Here is an 18,516-nt window from a genome sequence, read left to right on the forward strand (position 1 = left end):
CGCCTGCGTCGGCTCCTCCTTGCTGCCTTGCTCTTCGCGCGAAATCGGATTCGCTGCTGGTGCTTGTTAAAATCTGGTTCCGAAAGGATCGGTGAATGGCAAAGATATATGCGGTCGGGGTGGGCCCCGGCGACCCGGAACTTTTGACCCGCAAGGCCGAGCGGATCATCCGGCAGGTCCCGGTCATCTGCTCCCCCACCGGCGCCGCCGATGCCGCCAGCTACGCCCTCTCCATCGTCGAGGAGTTCCTCGACCGTTCCCGCCAGGAGGTGCTCGTCCAGGTATTCCCCATGAAAAAGGACCCGGCCGACCTGGAGCCGTTCTGGCAGGAGGCCGCCGCCCAGGTGGCGGAGCGGGTCCGCCATGGGCAGGACGTGGCCTTCATCACCATCGGCGACCCGTTCCTCTACTCCACCTTTCTCTACCTTTACCGCATCTTCCGCGAACAGTATCCCGAGATCCCCGTCGAGGTAGTTCCCGGTATCTCCAGCGTCGGCGCCGCCGCCGTTGCCGCCGGGCTCCCCCTCGGCATGGCCGCCGAGCGGATCGCCATCCTTCCCGCCACCTTCGAGACGGAGAAGCTCCTCAAGACCCTCATCGACTTCGACACCGTGGTCTTCATGAAGGTGCACCGGGTCTTTGACCAGGTCTACGGCATGCTCAAGGCCCTGGGGCTGGAAAAGAAGGGGGCCTTCATCCGGCGGGTCGGGTCGGCGGAGGAAGAGGTGGTGTACGACCTGGCGTCCCTGGTGGGGCAGAAGCTGGATTACCTGTCGTTGCTGATTATCAGGAAAGACGAGCGATGACCAGGTCTTCCCGATTACCTACCCCGGTTGGCCACGAAGAAGATTGGGCACCCTCCCCTGATAAGGGGAGGGAAGGGGAGGGGTTAGGGCAGGTTGGGGAAAGGAATCCTTTCCTTCCTTACAACAAGAAACTTGTTGAACTTGCCAGGAATAATCGCAAGAGTCCCACTTGTACTGAAAGCAAGATATGGAACGAGGTGCTTCGTAAGAGACAGTTTTCCAGCTACAAGTTTCTTCGCCAAAAGCCGATTGACAACTTCATCGTGGATTTCTACTGCTCGGAATTGCGGTTAGTGATAGAGGTTGACGGTGATGGTCATGCAGGGACAGTGGAATATGACAACGAAAGAACGCGCGTACTGGAGGCTTATGGGCTTACTGTTGTGCGCTACACCAACGATGAAGTTCTGCGCAATATCGAAGGGATTTACGAAGATTTGTCGAGACGTGTTCGGATCCTGGAGTGCTAACCCCTCCCGACCTCCCCTTGTCAGGGGAGGAGCCGTCTGGTTTACGTAGGTATTGAATATATTCCAGATTTTGAGGTCTTCTCCGTGTCCTCTGTGGTTGAAAAAAATATCGTTCATTTCGTCGGCGCCGGACCCGGCGATGCCGAGCTCATCACCGTGAAGGGTGCCCGGCTTCTGCGGGAGGCGGACGTGGTGGTCTATGCCGGGAGCCTGGTGGACCGGGAGCTGGTCCGGACCCATGCCCGCGACGCGGAGGTGCACGACTCCGCCGGGATGACCCTGGAGGAGACGACCGCCGTCCTTGCCCGGGCAGTGGCGGACGGGAGGCGCGCGGTGCGGCTCCATACGGGGGACCCCTCCATTTACGGAGCAATCCAGGAGCAGATGGCGGAGCTGGACCGGCTCGGGATCGGTTACGAGGTCGTGCCGGGGGTGACGAGCGCCTTCGCCGCGGCGGCGACCCTGAAGCAGGAGCTGACGCTCCCGGAGGTCTCCCAGACGGTCATCATCACCCGCCTGGCGGGGAAGACGCCGGTTCCCGAGGGGGAACGGCTGCGGGAACTTGCCCGCAGCGGCGCTACCATGGTCATCTACCTCTCTGTCGCCATGATCGACCAAGTGGTGGCAGAGCTCCTGGCAGGGGCCTACACCCATGCGACCCCCGTGGCGGTGGTGGCCAGGGCCAGCTGGTCCGACGAACAGGTGGTGGAAGGGACGCTGGCGGACATTGCAGGGAAAGTCCAGGTTGCCGGGATCGGCAAGCAGGCGCTCATCCTCGTGGGGGACGTGCTGCGGGCGCGGCGGGAAGGGCTGAAGGCGAAGTCGCTCCTCTACGACAAGGGGTTCAGCCATGGTTGTCGTGAGGGGATAATTACGTAGTTTTCTCTCGGTGACCTCTGTGGCAGAGGAGTTAGGCGTCATGCATATCGCTATCATCGCCATAACCCGTAACGGAGCCCGGCTCGGGACACGGTTGAGGGAGGGCTTCCCCGATGCCCGGCTGTTCGTCCTGCAGAAGTATGCGGGGCAGGCGGGGAAGGGGGCGCAGGGGTTCACCGGCGAGTTGTCCGGCCTGGTGCGGTCACTCTGGCCGGAGGCGGAAGGGTTCGTGTTCGTCATGGCCGCCGGCATCGTGGTCCGGCTGGTGGCGCCGCTTCTGGAAAGCAAGGAGAAGGACCCGGCGGTGGTGGTGATGGACGACGGAGGGCGGTTCGCCATCTCCCTCCTCTCGGGCCACCTGGGGGGAGCCAACGAGCTGGCCTGCCGCTGCGCCTTCATCACCGGCGCCCGGGAGGTGATAACCACCGCCACCGATGTGAACGACCTCCCCTCCTTCGACTTGCTGGCAAAGGAAGAGGGGTGGGTGATCGACGACCTCTGCCGCGTCAAGACCCTCAATGCCCTGCTCCTTGACGGGGAGGAGATCGCCGTGGTGGATCCTACGGAGCGGGTCCGTTCCTACTGCCGAGGCCGGGGGAAACTCTCCTTCTTCGATACCTTTGTGGAGGCGCTCCAGAGTCCGGCCAAAGGGTATCTTTTCGTCACCAACCGGTTTCTCCCCCCCCAGCTCCAGTCGGAGCGGCTGCTGGTGCTCCGTCCCCAGAACCTGGTGCTCGGCATCGGCTGCAACAGCGGCACCTCCGCCGATGAGATCGAAGAGGTTGTGCTGGCGAACCTGAAGCGGCTTTTCCTGGCCATCAGGAGCGTGAAATGCGTCGCCACCGCCCTTGCCAAGCGGGACGAACCGGGGCTGACCGCCTTCGCGGCGAAGTACGCCCTTCCCCTCGTCTGCTACGGGAGCGAAGAGTTGAACAGTATCCCGGTCCCTTCCCCACCGTCTCCCCATGCCCAGACGGCCATCGGCGCCATCGGCGTGGCCGAGCCGGCTGCCATGCTTGCCTCGGAGGGGGGGAACCTGCTGCTGAAGAAGGTGAAGAGCGGGAACGTGACCCTGGCGGTCGCGGAAATGGCATGAAGCAAATTAACAGGGATATTCAGGATAATCAGGATGGAAGGCACGATCCTATGCTCTATGAAGATTTGACCAAAAGCATTCTTGGAGCCTGTTTTGAAGTTATGAATGAACTTGGAGCGGGATTTCTTGAATCTGTCTATGAAAAAGCCTTGATGATAGCACTCTGTGACAGGGGGCTCGCAGTTCACTCTCAAGTGCCACTTTCGGTTTTATTCCGCGGCGAAAAAGTCGGCGAATTCTTCGCAGATATTTTTGTCGAAGGAAAAGTAATTGTGGAGTTAAAGGCTACCAAATCCCTTGCTCCAGAGCACCAGGCCCAGCTCATCAACTATCTCAATGCTACCGGTAAAGAAGTTGGTCTTCTCGTCAATTTCGGCCCGACGAAGCTGGAATACAGAAGATTAGAACGTAAGATTTTATCCTGATTATCCTGAATATCCCTGTAAATTGATTGAGGTTTTTTTTATGTCCAAGTTATTCGTCGTCGGGACCGGTCCCGGCGATCTGAAACATATGACCTACGAGGCCCGGTCGGCACTGGAGGCGGCGGAGGTGGTGGTCGGCTACAAGACCTATCTGGACCTCGTCGCCCCTCTTCTCTGGGGGAAGGATGTTGTGTCATCCGGCATGCGCGGCGAGGTGGAGCGCTGCCGCGAGGCGCTCCTCATCGCGTCGGAAGGGCGCGACGTGGCCCTGGTATCCGGCGGCGATGCAGGGATCTACGGCATGGCCGGGCTGGTCCTGGAACTGGCCCGGGAGCTGCAAAGTCCGCCGGAGGTGGTCATCGTGCCGGGGGTGTCGGCGGTCCAGGCGGCTGCTGCGGTGCTTGGCGCCCCCCTCATGCACGACTTCGCGGTAATCTCCCTTTCGGACCTGCTGACCCCGTGGGATGCCATCGAGCGCCGGCTGGCGGCGGTGGCGGCCGCCGATTTCGTGGTGGCTCTCTACAACCCCCGCAGCAAGGGGCGGGTGACCCAGATCGAGGAGGCGCAGCGGATCATGCTCGCAGCCCGCTCCGCAACGACGCCGGTGGGGATCGTCCGGAACGCCCTGCGCGCCGGGGAGGAGCGGGTGGTCACCACCCTGGAGGAGATGCTCGATCACGACATCGACATGTTCTCCCTTGTCATCATCGGCAATTCAACCACCTTCGTGGACGACGGGGGGAGGATGATCACGCCGCGGGGGTATGATGCCGGGACCAGGAACCCGGGACCAGACTACGGGCCTGAAGGACCCGGGACCGGGAAATCCCTTAAAACGACCGCCGAACACCGGTTCCCAGTCCCCAATCCCCGGTCCCTGATGATCTGCGGTACCGGGTCGGACGTGGGGAAGTCGGTGCTGACGGCCGGCCTCTGCCGCATCCTGAAACGGCGCGGGCTCAATGTAGCTCCGTTCAAGTCCCAGAACATGGCCCTCAATTCGGCGGTGACGCCGGAAGGGGGGGAGATCGGCCGGGCCCAGGCGGTACAGGCTGCGGCGTGCTGTCTCCTTCCCCATACCGACATGAACCCGGTGCTCCTGAAACCCAATTCCGACACGGGAAGCCAGGTAATCGTCCAGGGGAAGGTGGTCGGCACCATGGCGGTCCGGGAGTACAACGCCTACAAGCCGAAGGCGTTCAGGAAGGTGGAGGAGAGCTACGGCCGGCTGGCGTCGGCCCATGACTTCGTCGTCATCGAGGGGGCGGGGAGCATCGCCGAGATCAACCTGAAGGCCCACGACATAGCCAACCTGCGGGTGGCGAAGATGGCCGGCTGTCCGGCCATTCTGGTCGCCGATATCGACCGTGGAGGGGTGTTCGCCCAGATCGTCGGTACCCTGGAACTGCTGGAGCCTTCCGAACGGGCGCTGGTCAAGGGGGTGGTCATCAACAAGTTCCGTGGTGACCCTTCGCTGCTCACCCCGGGGATCGACTTCGTGGAGCGGCGGACCGGCGTGCCGGTGCTCGGGGTGGTGCCGTACTTCACCGGCTTCCGCCTGCCGGAAGAGGACAGCGTCGCACTGGCAAGGCGGGGACCGGGGACCGGGGACCGGGGACCGGGAACTGCCAAAGACAAAATCAATGTTGGCGTGGTGAAGCTGCCGCGCATCTCCAACTATACGGATTTCGACACCCTGGAAGCAGAGCCGGACGTGGAACTCCGCTACATCGAGCATCCCCATGAACTGACGGAACTCGACCTGCTCATTCTGCCGGGGAGCAAGTCGACCATCGCCGATCTCTTCTTCCTCATGGAGAACGGGCTGTTCGGGGCGATACTGGCGTTCCCCGGGCAGATCGCCGGCATCTGCGGTGGTTTCCAGATGCTCGGCAAGCATATCCTCGATCCGGTCGGCGTGGAGTCGTCCATTGTGGAGGCTGACGGACTGGGACTTCTCGACGCCACCACCACCATGCTCCCCGAAAAAGAGACCCACCAGGTGGAGGCCCAGCTGCTGCAGGGGGGGAGCATGGTCGCTCCCAAGTGCCGGTCCGCGGAACTGAACGGCTACGAGATCCACATGGGGGAAACGCTGGTCGGCGAAGGTTCGCGGTCGTTCGCCTTCATCTCCAGCCGGTCGGGCAACCCGGTGAAGGTGCGGGACGGCGCGGTCTCTTCCGACGGGCGGGTGTTCGGTACCTACCTGCACGGCATCTTCGACAATATCCCGTTCCGCACCGCCTACCTGAACCGCATCCGGAAAGAAAAGGGGTTGCCGCTGCCGGTCACGGCTGGAGTGACGGACGACCCCTTCGATCTCCTGGCTGTGCACCTGGAAAAGCACCTGGACATGGAGCGGCTGCTGGCGATCTGCGGCCTGGAAACCACCGAAGGTTAACCGATGAGGCAGAAACAAAAATCCTGGTAAGGAAACACGGAAAAAGCGGAAGCTACGGACAAAGGCGGATTTAACGGCAACACCACATTCGATTATGATTTTATCCGCCGTTATCCGGTTTTTCCGCTTCTTCCGTGTGCTATTCCGGATTGGGGCTGTTTATCCCATCCCATAGTTGCGAACTGTTCAGGGCTACGTGATAGTGCATTTTCCCCAGACTACGGCAGTGATCCTTGCCGCCATCATCCTCGACCTTCTTCTCGGCGACCCGCGCTGGTTTCCCCATCCCGTGGTGGGGATCGGGCGGCTCATCACGTTCCTGGAGCCCCGCCTGCGCCGGCTGATTCCTTCCGAGCGCGCGGCCGGCTTCGTCCTCCTCGTCATGACGGTCGGCATCACCGCCGGTCTTGCCTTTGCTCTCCTGCGGGGCGCCTATTCACTCAACGCCGGTGTCGGTTTCGTCGTTGCGGTCGTTCTTGCCTGGAGCTGCCTTGCCGCCCGTTCCCTCCACCGGGAATCCCGGCTGGTGGCGGACGCCCTGGAGCGTGGCGATATTGGCGCGGCGCGGCGCTCCCTCTCCTGCATCGTCGGGCGGGACACGGCGGCGCTTGAGGAACCGGAAATCTGGCGGGGGGTGGTGGAGACCGTGGCGGAGAACAGCTCCGACGGGGTGATCGCCCCCCTTCTCTGCCTCATGCTTGGCGGCCCCCCCCTTGCCCTGGCCTACAAGGCGGTCAATACCCTCGACTCCATGGTAGGCTACCGGAACGAGCGCTACCTCCAGTTCGGCTGGGCATCGGCCCGTTTTGACGACCTGGTCAACTGGCTGCCGGCCCGGCTGACCGGCCTCCTCATGGTTGCGGCTGCTCCCCTTGTTGGTCTCTCCGGGACCAACGCCTGGCGCATCATGCGGCGCGATGGCCGCAACCACAGCTCCCCCAACAGCGGCATTCCCGAGGCGGCCGCCGCCGGGGCGCTGGGGGTGCAGCTGGGGGGGACGAATTTCTACTTCGGGAAACCGGTGGAGAAACCGACCATCGGCGATCCCGAAAAACCCCTTGGTTTGGCTGCCTACCGGGGGGTGGTGCGGCTCATGTACGGATCGTTGTTTCTGCTGGTGGGAGTGTGGATTGCCATGCGGGGAATAGCATTGTTGTGACAGAGTCAAAGACGGAATCGGACGCGGATAAAAGCGAAACCGGCGGATAAACCAGACCCGAATAGTACACGGAAGAAGCGGAAACCCTGAATAGCACACGGAAACGGCGGAAACTTCCGATAAAGGCGGATTTAACGGCAAAATCCAGGTTGAAGGTTTTTTTATCCGCTTTTATCCGGTTTTTTCCGCCTTTTCCGTGTCCCCTTAAAGGGTTCCAGCTTTTAATCCGTGTCCCGTTCAATTTCGAGATCTCTGTGCTGAAAGGTTTTAACGTAATGTCCACTGACTTCGAACATGGCGGCAATGTCTTTGCCGTTGCCCGTTCCCTCGGGATCGCCCCGGAGGAGCTGCTGGATTTTTCCGCCAGCATCAATCCCCTCGGTATGGCCCCCGCCGTGCGGGAGGCGGTCATGGCCTCCTTCGACCGGCTGCTCCACTACCCGGACAGCGAGGCGACGGAGCTCAGATGTGCCCTGGCGGCGCTCCACGGGGTGACCGAGCAGAATATCTGCGTGGCCAACGGTTCCACGGAACTTATCTACCTGGCTCCCCGGCTGGTGGAGGGGAAGCGGGGGCTGATCGTCGCTCCCCCCTTTGCCGAGTACGCCAAGGCCCTGACGCTGGCCGGCTGGTCCGTGGACTATCACGAGCTGCGCCCCGCGGACGGGTTTGTACTCGATCCGGAACGGCTGAGGGAGCAGCTGGGGGGGGGATACGACATCCTCTTCCTCGGCAATCCGGGGAATCCCACCGGTCGGCTGGTTCCCCGGGCCGAGGTGGCGGAACTCCTGGATATCTGTCGTGCCGCGGGGACCTTCCTGGTCCTGGACGAGGCATTCATGGACTTCTGCGAGGAGGGGTCGGCGAAGGAGCTGGTGTGCCGGAACGACCGGGCCGTGCTTTTCCGCTCCCTGACCAAATTTTATGCCCTCCCCGGATTGCGGCTCGGGTGCGCCATCGGTTCCCCCAAGGTGATCGCACGGTTGCAGGCGCTGCGTGGCCCCTGGAGCGTGAACGGCGTGGCCCAGGTGGCGGGGCTTGCCTCCCTGGCCGATGGAGAGTATCGTGGACGGACTCTCGCCCTTATCGACAAAGAGCGGGAACGGCTTCTGGCCGGCCTTGGCCGGATAGCGGGGCTGAAACCATACCGCTCGGCGGCCAACTACCTGCTCGTGGAGATCGTGCAGGGGCCGGCAGCCGGCGAGCTCTGCCGCAAGCTGCTCGCGGAACGGATTCTCCTGAGAAACTGCGCCAATTTTGCCGGGCTTGACAATCGTTTCTTCCGGGTGGCGGTACGGGGCCGGGAAGAGAACGAACGGCTCCTGGCAGCTCTTGCCACTGTCCTGGCCACCTGACGACATCTCCCCTTCCCCCTTTCTCCTTGACAAGCGGTCCAGGACCGGTATCATCTGGATGGAAACCATTTTCATTTAGGACGGGCCCCCCCATGCCCCACGATTTCCCTTCCATGCTGAAAGAGCTGCATCTCAAGGTAACCCCCCGCCGGCTGGCAACGCTGGCCGCCCTTGCCACCGCCACGACCTACGTCAGCCCGGAGGAAGTTCACAAGCGGCTCCAGGGGGAATTTGCCCGGATCGGCCTTCCCACCGTCTACCGCAATCTGGAGGAACTGGCCGCCGGTGGCGTGATCACCAAGGTTCTCCATCCCAACCGGCAACTCTATTACTATTTTTGCCCCAACCGGAGCCACCACCACCACTTCGTCTGCCTGGCCTGCCGGACGGTGGAGGACCTGGAATGCTGCGGACTGGAGGAGGTGGAGAAACAGGTGGGGGGGCGGGTGCTTTCCCACATCGTCCAGGCCAACGGCCTCTGCCAGGCATGTCTCCAGGCCGGACGGGAGGCTGCGGCATGAAACGTCTCCTCTGGTGTGCCGTACTGCTGTTGATCCTTCCCCTTGGAGCCTGTACGCAAAAGGAACCGGCACTAGGGAAGGGGAAAGTGCAGGTCGTCACCACCATCTTTCCCCTCTACGATTTTGCCCGGGTCGTCGGGGGGGATCGGGTCGAGGTTGTCCTTCTCCTCCCCCCCGGGGTGGAGCCCCACAGCTTCGAGCCCACGCCGGAGGATATGGTGCGGATCAGCCGGGCCGGCCTGTTCGTCTATACGAATCCGTACATGGAGCCGTGGGTGGCCGGCCTTCTCAAGGGGATCGACCGGCAGCGGCTGACGGTGGTGGATGCCAGCGCCGGTGTCTCGTACCTCCCCGCCGCTGGGGAGGACAACGGCCACGACGTGAACGAGGGGGGACATCACCATGGCGGCATGGATCCCCATGTCTGGCTCAGTATCCCCAATGCCCGGAAAATGGTGGAGAACATTGCCGCTGCCCTGGGGACGAAGGACCCGACCAATGCCGCTTTTTACCGGCAAAATGCCGCTGTCTACGAACAGAAGCTGACGGAGCTGGACCGGAAGTTCCAGGTGGGTCTCGGCAACTGCCGGACGCGACGGTTCCTCCATGGCGGCCACTACGCCTTCGGCTACCTGGCCGACCACTATGGGCTCCAGTACGTCTCCGCCTACGCCATCTCGGCCGACGCAGAACCGCGCCCGAGGAAGCTCGTGGAGATGATCGCCCTCATGCGGAGCAGCGGAACCAGGTATATCTTCTACGAGGAGCTGATCTCCCCCCGGGTGGCGGAGACGATCGCCCGGGAGACCGGCGCAACCCTGCTGCGGCTGAACGGTGTCCATAACCTCAGCCGGGACGAACTGCAAGGGGGGGCCACCTACCTTTCCCTCATGGAACAGAATCTAGTCAATCTCAGAACGGGGCTGCAATGTCGCTAGATCTGGTTGCCACAACAGAGCTCTGCTTCAGCTACAACGGTGCCGAGGTCCTCGACAAGGTGTCGTTCCGCGTCCGGCAGGGGGATTATCTGGGTATCGTCGGTCCCAACGGTTCGGGCAAGAGCACCCTCGTCAAGACCATTCTCGGGCTCAACCGCCCGGCCCACGGGACGGTAACCCTGTTCGGCAATCCCCAGGAGCAGTTCGCCGACTGGCAGAAAATCGGCTATCTCCCCCAGCGCCTGAAATTTTTCAATCCCAATTTCCCCGCCACGGTGGAGGAGCTGGTGCGGCTGGGACTCCTGGCCGGCAAGAATTTTCCCAAACGTCGGGCAAGGGGGGATGACGCCGCGGTGGAGGAGACCCTTGCCATCATGGGGATCGCCGACATCCGAAAACGCCTGATAGGAGAGCTGTCCGGCGGCCAGCAGCAGCGTGCCCTGTTGGCCCGGGCCATTGTCGGGAGGCCGGAACTCCTCATCATGGACGAGCCGACCACCGCCCTCGACCCGGAAACCCGGGAGCGGTTTTACGAGCTTTTGCAGCTCCTGAACCGGGAGCGGAACACTACGGTCATCCTCGTTACCCACGACACCTGGAGCATCGGCAAGTATGCCACCCGTTTCCTCTACATCGACAAGCGGGTGGTGTTCGACGGCACCTTCGACCAGTTCTGCCAGTCGGAGGAGATGACGGGGTTTTTTGGGGAGCATGCGCAGCACATCATCTGCCACAGGCATTGACAGAGGAAACGCGGCTTTTCCGCAATCTCCGCGTTGATCTTCGGGGTTCCTTGTGCGGCTAGTCCCTCATCCTATCCTTCTCCCAGAGGGAGAAGGGACCCAATTACCCTCTCCCTTCGGGAGAGGGTGGCCAAAGGCCGGGTGAGGGGACCTCGCACAAAATCCACGTTTCTGCACCATTGTCGATTAGTAACAAAACCGGCGTTAGGAATTTACTGCATGACCATCACCGAAATCCTCAGCTACGGCTTCATCCAGCGGGCGCTCGTTGCCGGATCGCTCATCGCGGTGCTCTGCGCGGTGCTCGGGGTGTTCCTCGTGCTGCGCCGACTGTCGCTCATCGGTGACGGGCTTGCCCACGTCACCTTCGGCAGTGTCGCCATCGCCCTCTTTCTGCGCATCAACCCGGCCGTGGTGACGCTTGCCGCCATTCCCCTCGTGCTCCTGTCGTCCTTCGGCATCCTCAAGCTGACCGACAAGGCCCGTATTTACGGCGATGCGGCCATCGGCATCGTCTCGTCGCTGGGAATCGCCTGTGGCGTGCTTCTGGCGAGCGTGGCGGGGGGCTTCAACATCGACCTGTTCAGCTATCTGTTCGGCAACATCCTCGCCATCGGCACCGGAGACCTCCTGCTGGCGCTGGTCCTTTTTGCCATCGTGCTGCTGGCGGTGTTCTTCTTCTATTACGACCTGGTCGCCATCACCTTCGACGAGGAGCTTGCCCGGAGTTCGGGCATCCACACGAAGACCATCAATACGGTTCTCGTGCTCCTGACCGCCCTTACGGTCGTGCTCGCCATGAAGCTCGTCGGGATCATGCTCATCTCGGCGCTCCTGATCCTGCCTGCCGTGACGGCACTCCAGGTTGCCGCGAGCTTTCGCGTCACCATCCTGGTTGCCGCCATGCTCGCCGTCGGGTCGGTGGTGTTGGGGATATTCGGCTCGTTCATCCTCAACCTTCCCACCGGCGCGAGTATCGTCGTGGTGAATTTCGCCGTCTTCATGCTGGTATTTTCCGTCAATAAACTGCGGCAGGCCCGCTGACAAACGTCTGACGAGGGAGAGACCATGGGAGAGACCATCCGTTTCGGCATATCCATCGACGACAAGCTTCTGGAGAGTTTTGACCGGCTCATCGAGGAGAAGGGGTACCTGAATCGCTCCGAGGCGATCCGCGATCTGATACGGGGTGCCCTGGTGGAGGAGAAGTGGGAGGGGGGGGATGCGGAGACCGTCGGAACCGTGACCCTGGTCTACAATCACCATGTCCGCGATCTTTCCGACAAACTGACCGAGCAGCAGCACGTCCACCACGACCAGGTCATCTCGGCGCTCCACGTCCACCTGGATGCCCACAACTGCCTGGAGGTTCTCGTGGTGCGCGGAAAGGCCCGGGACGTGAAAAAGATCGCCGACGAGCTCATCGGCGTGAAGGGGGTCAAGCACGGCAAGCTGGTGATGACCACCACCGGGGAGGAACTGCATTAGGAATCTGCAGTTCCCTCTAAATCTCCCCTTATCTGAGGGGAGACTTCCCTTATTAGGCAAGGTGGGACTGAGAGGGGCGCCTTTGCGTTAAAGATTTCAGGGATATCTCACTGAAACGCGGGGGGCATGCTCGTGAGTCTCCACCCGTCCTTTTCCACGTAGTGCCACTGCTGCCGGTCTTCCACCGTCCTGAGGGTCAGGCCCGACGGGCCATAGTAATCGAATTCCACCAGCACCTCTGCGCTTTTCTTCTCTTCATCGTAGTCCACACTTTTCACCCGGAAGTCGGCGATTTTCACCCCCCTGGCGGCGGCGAGATGTTTTTCATACTCGGAGCGAGTGGCCTTGTCCGCATAGTTGACGGCGGCCTGGTTCAACTCCGACCAGCGGACCATCTTGTTGTAGTCGCGGGAGCTTTTGTCGAACTGCTCCCGGTAGGGGTAGAGCGTCTCGCAGGCGGTAAGAAGCGCCGTGAGGCAGAGGAGTGCGATGATGGATCTCCACATGGTGTTTGCCTTTCGGGGTGTTATCCCTTGATGAATTTGACCAGCTCGACGGCGATCTCGTACTTGCCGAAGGGGGGGATGAGGTAGAAGCCCCCCACCCGGCTCCGCACCGTTTCGATGAATTCCCTGGCGATGGCGAGCCCCTCCCGTACCCCGGCATCCTTCTCCTTCCCCCGCATCCGTTGCCGGATCCCGTCGGGGATGACGATTCCCGGCACCTCGTTGTGGAGGTATTCGCAGTTCCGCTCGCTCACCAGCGGCAGGATGCCGGGGAGGACCGGAATGCCGAGGGGGGCGGTCCGTTCCAGCATCTCGTCCAGTCGGGCAACGTCGTAGAGCGGCTGGGTCTGGGCGAATACGGCGCCGTTTGCCACCTTTTTCTCCAGCCTGGCCGCCTGCACCTCCATCCTGGGGGAATTGGGGTTGAAGGCGCAGCCGATGGTGAAGCCGGTGCCGTCGCCGATGGGGTTCCCCAGGCCGTTGACGCCGGCGTTCAGATCAGCCAGGAGCTTGATGAGGGTGAAGGAGTTGAGGTCGAAGACCGACGTGGCGCCGGCGTGTTCCCCGAGCCGGGCCGGGTCCCCGGTCACCGCCAGGATCGAGCGGATGCCGAGGAGGCTTGCCCCCATCAGGTCCGACTGGAGGCCGAGGAGGTTCCGGTCGCGGCAGGTGATGTGGACGATCACCTCGATCCCCACCTCCCGCTGGATGAGGCTCGCCAGGGCGATGTTCCCCATGCGTACCCGGGCCAGGGGGTTCTCCGCCAGGTTGATGGCGTCCGCCCCGGCCGCTTTCAGGGCACGGCTGCCGGCAAGCACCTTGCCGCAGTCCATCCCCCGGGGAGGGTCGAGTTCCACGGTGACGACCGGCTCCTTCCCCCAGCGGGCAAGGAAACCTGCTGTCTGGGGTGGGGGCTCCGGCTTGCTCTCCACGACACCCGCAGCGACGGCAACCTGCCGGGCCACGGGGCGCATCCCGGCGAGCCGCTGGGCCAGGAGCCGGATGTGATCGGGGGTGGTGCCGCAGCAGCCGCCGATGAGGCCGGCTCCCGCCTCCACCATCTCCCGTGCCCGGTCGGCGAAATAGTCGGGGGTGGTGCGGTAGATGGAGCGGCCGTCCACGTATTCGGGAAAGCCGCTGTTGGCGAAGGCCGCCAGGGGGAGGTCGGTGGCTGCCGCCATGCGGCGCAACGTAGCGAGGATTTCCAGCGGTCCCGCCCCGCAGTTGGCTCCCACCAGGTCGGCACCGGCCTTGGTCAGCTCCCGTGCGGCCGTTGCCGCCTCGGTACCGCCGCCGGTACGCCCCCCTTCCAGGAAAGCCATGCTGGCAACCACGGGGAGTCCGGTGGCCCTGGCGGCCGCCAGGGCGCAGAGAAGCTGGGGAAGGTCCGAAAAGGTCTCCAGCTGGAAGAGGTCGATCCCCCCTTCGACGAGGGCTTCCGCCTGCTCCCGGAAGATGGCGGTCATCTCCGCCGGCGACAGCTCCTTCTCCTCCCCCTTCAGCCGGGCCAGGGGGCCGATGGAGCCGGCGACGAAAACCTCCCGTCCGGCCGCAGCCTGCCGGGCCAGCTCCGCCCCCCGCCGGTTGATCTCCCGGACCTTCCGCTCCAGGCCGATGGGGGCAAGTTTCGTATGGTTGGCGCCGAAGGTGTTGGTCTCGATGACCCGGGCGCCGGCCGCAAGGTACTCGGCATGGAGTTCGGCCACGAGGGAGGGACGGACCAGGTTGAGGTGCTCGAAGTTGGCATCCAGCCCGACACCCTTGCCGTAGAGCATGGTGCCGATGGCGCCGTCGCCGACGAGTATTTCGTTGTGCAGCCGTTCCAGGAAATTCACGAAAACTCTCCACTACAATTTCACCGCAGAGGTCACGGAGGGGCGCGGAGTAAGAATACTAAACGGAAGATATCCCATGCACCGGTGCAAATCAATACACAAATCGGTAAGGGGCGAGTGCCCCGTTGCGCTCAGAGTCCCCTCGTACCGCCGCTACGAGGCTCATTTCGCGCCGGCCGGTCGGCCGGCTCTGCTCAATTTCGCCTGCAGCGGCTGGCACTCGGGCACATTCGCTCCACGGGACACTCGCCCCTTACCGATCATCTCTAAGCGAACATGCTGGAGTTATTCCCACCGTTTGTCACTATATATCTCCCGTCAGTTCCTGCAGCAGGTAGAGTTTAGGGTTCAGCCCCTGCACGCAGGCGATGATTTCCTTGAGTCGCTCCTCTTCGATCCCTTCCTCCAGGTCGGTCCCCTGGAAATAGGGATACCCCTTGGGAAGGGGGGAATAGCTGCCGTCCTTCAAGAGCGACACGTCCACCATGTCATTGACCCGTCCCGCCCCCTCCCACGGGTCGCGGTAGTTGAACTGGCGGGCGACGACGTGGAGTCCCATGCCGTTGGGGAAGACCCCCTTCACCTCGAAGGAAAAATCCCGCGGCGAGCCGTAGTGCTCGGACCGCCCATCACGGGCCATCACCTGTGCCCCCGCCGCTTCCAGCAACTGCCGCACGGAGTCGGCGGTCATCGGTGCAAATTCGCTCATGGATAAAGTCCTTTCAAAATCGTTTCAAAATTGTTTTACCGCAGAGGACACGGAGAAAAAATCTGAGTAAAACCTTAAAATCGCTTTTTTGGGTTAAACCCCTAAAGGCATTTGATTCTGGTTTTCCTCCGGTTTACTCCGTGTCCTCTGCGGTAAATGCTTTTTTGACAATCACACATCCAGTCGCAGTTCCACTCCCCACGGCACCGGCTTCTCCCCCTCCCGGGTCAGCACCCAGAGGGTGGGGAATTCCATGGTTTCCGGCGCCTCGCCGAAGCCGTCGGTGAGGTAGATCACCGCTGCCGGGCGGGGGTGGAGAGTCCGGGCGTGGTCGAAGACCGGCCGAAGATCGGTGAAGCCGCCGCCGTGGTAGCTCTCCACCGCCACTCCGCTCCCCTTGAGGCTGGCGATACGCTGGATGCGGCTGTTGGCGTAGAGGACGGTGATCTGTGCTTCCCTCCCCCGGGCGATCCGGACCAGTTCCCGGGCGAACTCCTCCCGCAGTTCCGGCGCATTGGTGGAGTCGCTCACGTCCACCCCCACGAGAAGGTTGAGACGATGGCGCTTACGGATGCCGGGGGTGAGGTGTTCGAAGCGGCGATGCTCCCGGCCCCAGGTGGTCTGTCGCCCGACCCGGCCGGCGGTTGCCACGAACTGGCGCAGCACCTGCCGCCAGGGGATGGGGGACGGCGCGAGGAGCCCCCCCACCAGTTCACGTACGTCCGCCGGCACCTCTCCGTCGCAGGCGCGCCACGCGTCCCGGACCATCCCCCGCACCACCTCCTCCGCCAAGCGGAGCGGCGTGCTGTCCGCTTCGTCCCAGAGGGTGTGGTCGTCCACCGTGGTCCCCGCCAGTAAGGGGAGATCCCCTTCCCCCGGTCCGGCATGGCCGCCGGCGTCCCTGCTGGCGTTGCCGATGCCGCTTCCTTCCATATTGCCGGTGTCGAAGGGGGGGGTGAGCCGGGCGTAGTATTCCTCGGCGGCCAGACCATCCGGCTGACGATAGGCGGCGGGGAGCGGCGCATCGTCGGGAAGTCTGGCGATGGAAGGGTTGATGGCCAGGTCGCAGGAGATGTCCCAGTCATGCCGGTTCCGCCCCTTGCGGCGCGCCATGTGAAGGTGGAGGACGTGCTTGATGGCATGCTCCAGGAGCCCCTCCTGCACCGCCGGTTCCAGCCGGGCGAACGTTTCACCGTTCACCGCCAGCACCGGTACCCCGGCGCGGATGGTCACCCCGAGGGGGTGCCCGCTTCCCACCTCCTCCCGGCGGAAGCCGAGGAGAAACTGGCCATAGAAGGGGCGCTCCCTGAGGAGGCGGACGACGGCGTTTTCCAGGATTCTGTTCATAGAGTCAATTCTGTTGCCGGAAAGAAACTGCACGGCGTCACGGTGAAAGCAGTTGTCACCGGTACGGCACTGTCTGTGAGTGTAATTAACAAGCGGCGGATTCGTCAAATACTAATCTCGGATGTGGTGTTTTCTGTCAGCGGGTGGGGAGGGGTGGCATGCCCAGGTCGAAGCTTCCCTTCCTGGTGCCGGGACGGGGATAATGCTGGGTGACCAGTTCGTCGAAGCCGGGGGCGGTGACGCGGATGTGGATGTGGGGTGGGCGGCTGTAGAAGGGGGGCGGGACGTTGCTGGTGAACCGGTATCTCCCCTTTCCGTCAGTTATGACGGTGGCCCGATGGGCATCGTCGTACTGTCCCTGGGGTCCCACGAGCCACAACTCGATGCGTGCCCCATTGACGGGGCGGCAGTCGGCGGCCGACCTGACCGTGCCCCGGAGCAGGTAACCGCTCCCGACGCTTGAGCGGAGCGGCGCGTCCGGTCGATAGAAGGGGCCCATTTCATCCTGGGGGGTCGGTCTGCAGGAGGCGGCATTTCCCGACCCCGCCAGTGAGATGACGATGGCCAGAAGCGGCAGCGCGGCGCGCCGCACGATGTTTGCGGGAGAGCGGTTCATGGGTATACTGTAACCCATTACGCCCCGTTGACAAGCGGGTCCGCCGTGGGATCGAGGGGAACGGCTCCGGCAGGGAGGGACCATGGACAGAAAAGACGATGCGGGTGGCTTGAAGGTTCTGACGGCAACGCTCTTCCTGCCGCTGATCCTCATCTGGTGCTGTACGGCCTGCGCTGCCCGCGAACTTCCCCTGGGAGACATCCGCCTCCCCTCCGGCTTCGCCATAGGCCTTTACAGGGAGAAAGTGCCGGGAGCCCGCTCCCTGGCCGTCGGCGCCCGGGGGACCGTCTTCGTCGGCAGCCGTTCCGCCGGCAAGGTCTACGCCCTGGTGGACACCAAAGGTGCCGGCAGGGCCGATACGGTCCACACCATCGCCAGCGGCCTCGATTCACCCAACGGCGTTGCCTTCCGGGATGGCGCCCTCTATGTGGCGGAGATCCACCGGGTGCTTCGCTTCGACGACATCGAGTCGCGCCTTGCCAATCCCCCCAAGCCGGTGGTGGTGAACGACACCTTCCCCCGGGAGGGGCACCACGGCTGGAAATTCATCCGCTTCGGCCCCGACGGCCGCCTCTACGTGCCGCTTGGGGCACCCTGTAATGCCTGCGAGAGCAAGGACCCCCGCTTTGCCTCCATCATGCGGATGAAGCCAGACGGGAGCGGCCTGGAGGTATTCGCCAGCGGGGTGCGCAACACGGTCGGCTTCGACTGGCACCCGGTCACGGGGGAACTCTGGTTCACCGACAACGGCCGGGACTGGCTGGGGGACGACCAGCCGCCGGACGAGCTGAACCGGGCGCCGGTCAAGGGGCTCCATTTCGGCTTCCCCTACCGCTACGGCCGGAATATTCCCGATCCCGACTACGGCAGAAAACGGCCGACGGGTAATTTCGTCCCTCCCGAACAGGAACTGGGACCTCACGTGGCGTCGCTCGGCATGCGCTTTTACACCGGCAGCATGTTCCCTCCCCCTTACCGCAACCGGATCTTCATCGCCGAGCACGGCTCGTGGAACCGGAGCGATCCCCTCGGCTACCGGGTCACCATGGTGCGGCTGGAGGGGAATCGCCCCGTGGCCTACGAGGTCTTTGCCGAGGGGTGGCTGCAGGAGGGGAATGCGTGGGGACGGCCGGTCGATCTGGAAATGCTGCCGGACGGGAGTCTGCTGGTTTCGGACGACAAGGCGGGGGCGGTGTATCGGATAACGTACCGGCGCTGAACG

General features: G+C 63.0%; 19 protein-coding genes. 14 read left to right on the plus strand and 5 right to left on the minus strand.

Features of this window, described 5'->3' with window-relative positions; genetic code table 11:
• The first annotated feature begins 95 nt into the window (after positions 1–95).
• The 13 genes from cobI to nikR all read left to right on the plus strand — a co-directional run bounded on the left by cobI (position 96) and on the right by nikR (position 12,281).
• Entirely contained in the window at positions 96–806 is a 711-nt protein-coding gene (cobI, locus tag KI810_RS04020) for a precorrin-2 C(20)-methyltransferase (RefSeq protein WP_214174168.1), read from the plus strand.
• On the plus strand, positions 803–1,276 hold the full coding sequence (locus KI810_RS04025; RefSeq protein WP_214174169.1) for an endonuclease domain-containing protein: 474 nt from the start codon (positions 803–805) through the stop codon (positions 1,274–1,276). The genes cobI and KI810_RS04025 overlap by 4 nt, the downstream gene beginning before the upstream one ends.
• A 93-nt stretch (positions 1,277–1,369) precedes the next feature.
• A complete protein-coding gene (cobM, locus tag KI810_RS04030; RefSeq protein WP_214174170.1) occupies positions 1,370–2,155 on the plus strand; it encodes a precorrin-4 C(11)-methyltransferase in 786 nt (261 codons plus the stop codon).
• A 40-nt stretch (positions 2,156–2,195) separates the two neighbouring features.
• Positions 2,196–3,251 (plus strand): cobalt-precorrin 5A hydrolase, encoded by a 1,056-nt coding sequence (locus tag KI810_RS04035; protein ID WP_214174171.1) that lies wholly within the window; start codon positions 2,196–2,198, stop codon positions 3,249–3,251.
• The gene (locus KI810_RS04040) at positions 3,248–3,676 is read left to right on the plus strand and encodes a GxxExxY protein (RefSeq protein WP_246525139.1); all 429 of its coding nucleotides are present in this window, start codon (positions 3,248–3,250) and stop codon (positions 3,674–3,676) included. The genes KI810_RS04035 and KI810_RS04040 overlap by 4 nt, the downstream gene beginning before the upstream one ends.
• Positions 3,677–3,716: 40 nt before the next feature.
• On the plus strand, positions 3,717–6,077 hold the full coding sequence (locus KI810_RS04045) for a cobyric acid synthase (protein ID WP_214174172.1): 2,361 nt from the start codon (positions 3,717–3,719) through the stop codon (positions 6,075–6,077).
• Between the two features lie 202 nt (positions 6,078–6,279).
• Entirely contained in the window at positions 6,280–7,236 is a 957-nt protein-coding gene (gene cbiB, locus KI810_RS04050) for an adenosylcobinamide-phosphate synthase CbiB (protein WP_425513893.1), read from the plus strand.
• A 275-nt stretch (positions 7,237–7,511) separates the two neighbouring features.
• Positions 7,512–8,591 carry a threonine-phosphate decarboxylase CobD gene (gene cobD / locus KI810_RS04055; RefSeq protein ID WP_214174174.1) on the plus strand — a complete coding sequence of 360 codons (1,080 nt, stop codon included), beginning with the start codon at positions 7,512–7,514 and terminating at the stop codon, positions 8,589–8,591.
• 92 nt (positions 8,592–8,683) lie between these two features.
• Positions 8,684–9,112, plus strand: coding sequence for a Fur family transcriptional regulator (locus KI810_RS04060; RefSeq protein ID WP_214174175.1), 429 nt, complete (start codon positions 8,684–8,686; stop codon positions 9,110–9,112).
• Entirely contained in the window at positions 9,109–10,050 is a 942-nt protein-coding gene (locus tag KI810_RS04065) for a metal ABC transporter substrate-binding protein (RefSeq protein WP_214174176.1), read from the plus strand. Before KI810_RS04060 ends, KI810_RS04065 begins: the two co-directional genes overlap by 4 nt.
• A complete protein-coding gene (locus tag KI810_RS04070; protein WP_214174177.1) occupies positions 10,041–10,793 on the plus strand; it encodes a metal ABC transporter ATP-binding protein in 753 nt (250 codons plus the stop codon). Before KI810_RS04065 ends, KI810_RS04070 begins: the two co-directional genes overlap by 10 nt.
• A 219-nt stretch (positions 10,794–11,012) precedes the next feature.
• On the plus strand, positions 11,013–11,837 hold the full coding sequence (locus tag KI810_RS04075) for a metal ABC transporter permease (protein WP_214174178.1): 825 nt from the start codon (positions 11,013–11,015) through the stop codon (positions 11,835–11,837).
• 24 nt (positions 11,838–11,861) lie between these two features.
• Positions 11,862–12,281 (plus strand): nickel-responsive transcriptional regulator NikR, encoded by a 420-nt coding sequence (nikR, locus tag KI810_RS04080; protein ID WP_214174179.1) that lies wholly within the window; start codon positions 11,862–11,864, stop codon positions 12,279–12,281.
• A gap of 107 nt (positions 12,282–12,388) precedes the next feature.
• Here the strand turns inward: nikR and KI810_RS04085 are convergent, their stop codons facing one another.
• The 5 genes from KI810_RS04085 to KI810_RS04105 all read right to left on the minus strand — a co-directional run bounded on the left by KI810_RS04085 (position 12,389) and on the right by KI810_RS04105 (position 17,312).
• On the minus strand, positions 12,389–12,787 hold the full coding sequence (locus tag KI810_RS04085; RefSeq protein WP_214174180.1) for a hypothetical protein: 399 nt from the start codon (positions 12,785–12,787) through the stop codon (positions 12,389–12,391).
• Positions 12,788–12,807: 20 nt separating this feature from the next.
• Positions 12,808–14,622, minus strand: coding sequence for a bifunctional homocysteine S-methyltransferase/methylenetetrahydrofolate reductase (locus tag KI810_RS04090; protein ID WP_214174181.1), 1,815 nt, complete (start codon positions 14,620–14,622; stop codon positions 12,808–12,810).
• 304 nt (positions 14,623–14,926) lie between these two features.
• Entirely contained in the window at positions 14,927–15,331 is a 405-nt protein-coding gene (locus KI810_RS04095; protein WP_214174182.1) for a hypothetical protein, read from the minus strand.
• A gap of 171 nt (positions 15,332–15,502) precedes the next feature.
• Positions 15,503–16,678 (minus strand): vWA domain-containing protein, encoded by a 1,176-nt coding sequence (locus KI810_RS04100; RefSeq protein ID WP_214174183.1) that lies wholly within the window; start codon positions 16,676–16,678, stop codon positions 15,503–15,505.
• Positions 16,679–16,814: 136 nt separating this feature from the next.
• Entirely contained in the window at positions 16,815–17,312 is a 498-nt protein-coding gene (locus KI810_RS04105) for a dioxygenase family protein (RefSeq protein WP_246525140.1), read from the minus strand.
• Between the two features lie 64 nt (positions 17,313–17,376).
• Between KI810_RS04105 and KI810_RS04110 the strand changes: the two genes are divergently transcribed.
• The gene (locus tag KI810_RS04110) at positions 17,377–18,513 is read left to right on the plus strand and encodes a PQQ-dependent sugar dehydrogenase (protein WP_214174184.1); all 1,137 of its coding nucleotides are present in this window, start codon (positions 17,377–17,379) and stop codon (positions 18,511–18,513) included.
• Positions 18,514–18,516 lie beyond the last annotated feature (3 nt).

Source organism: Geomobilimonas luticola (assembly GCF_018476905.1).
Classification (GTDB): Bacteria; Desulfobacterota; Desulfuromonadia; order Geobacterales; family Geobacteraceae; genus Geomobilimonas; species Geomobilimonas luticola.

Bases quoted from the DNA above. Each gene is read 5' to 3' on its own strand.
- KI810_RS04095 (WP_214174182.1), bottom strand. From the start codon at position 15,331: ATGAGCGAATTTGCACCGATGACCGCCGACTCCGTGCGGCAGTTGCTG.
- nikR (WP_214174179.1), top strand. From the start codon at position 11,862: ATGGGAGAGACCATCCGTTTCGGCATATCCATCGACGACAAGCTTCTG.
- KI810_RS04065 (WP_214174176.1), top strand. From the start codon at position 9,109: ATGAAACGTCTCCTCTGGTGTGCCGTACTGCTGTTGATCCTTCCCCTT.
- KI810_RS04070 (WP_214174177.1), top strand. From the start codon at position 10,041: ATGTCGCTAGATCTGGTTGCCACAACAGAGCTCTGCTTCAGCTACAAC.
- KI810_RS04085 (WP_214174180.1), bottom strand. From the start codon at position 12,787: ATGTGGAGATCCATCATCGCACTCCTCTGCCTCACGGCGCTTCTTACC.
- KI810_RS04100 (WP_214174183.1), bottom strand. From the start codon at position 16,678: ATGAACAGAATCCTGGAAAACGCCGTCGTCCGCCTCCTCAGGGAGCGC.
- cobI (WP_214174168.1), top strand. From the start codon at position 96: ATGGCAAAGATATATGCGGTCGGGGTGGGCCCCGGCGACCCGGAACTT.
- KI810_RS04035 (WP_214174171.1), top strand. From the start codon at position 2,196: ATGCATATCGCTATCATCGCCATAACCCGTAACGGAGCCCGGCTCGGG.
- KI810_RS04075 (WP_214174178.1), top strand. From the start codon at position 11,013: ATGACCATCACCGAAATCCTCAGCTACGGCTTCATCCAGCGGGCGCTC.
- KI810_RS04060 (WP_214174175.1), top strand. From the start codon at position 8,684: ATGCCCCACGATTTCCCTTCCATGCTGAAAGAGCTGCATCTCAAGGTA.
- KI810_RS04105 (WP_246525140.1), bottom strand. From the start codon at position 17,312: ATGGGTTACAGTATACCCATGAACCGCTCTCCCGCAAACATCGTGCGG.
- KI810_RS04110 (WP_214174184.1), top strand. From the start codon at position 17,377: ATGGACAGAAAAGACGATGCGGGTGGCTTGAAGGTTCTGACGGCAACG.
- KI810_RS04040 (WP_246525139.1), top strand. From the start codon at position 3,248: ATGAAGCAAATTAACAGGGATATTCAGGATAATCAGGATGGAAGGCAC.
- cobD (WP_214174174.1), top strand. From the start codon at position 7,512: ATGTCCACTGACTTCGAACATGGCGGCAATGTCTTTGCCGTTGCCCGT.
- KI810_RS04045 (WP_214174172.1), top strand. From the start codon at position 3,717: ATGTCCAAGTTATTCGTCGTCGGGACCGGTCCCGGCGATCTGAAACAT.
- KI810_RS04025 (WP_214174169.1), top strand. From the start codon at position 803: ATGACCAGGTCTTCCCGATTACCTACCCCGGTTGGCCACGAAGAAGAT.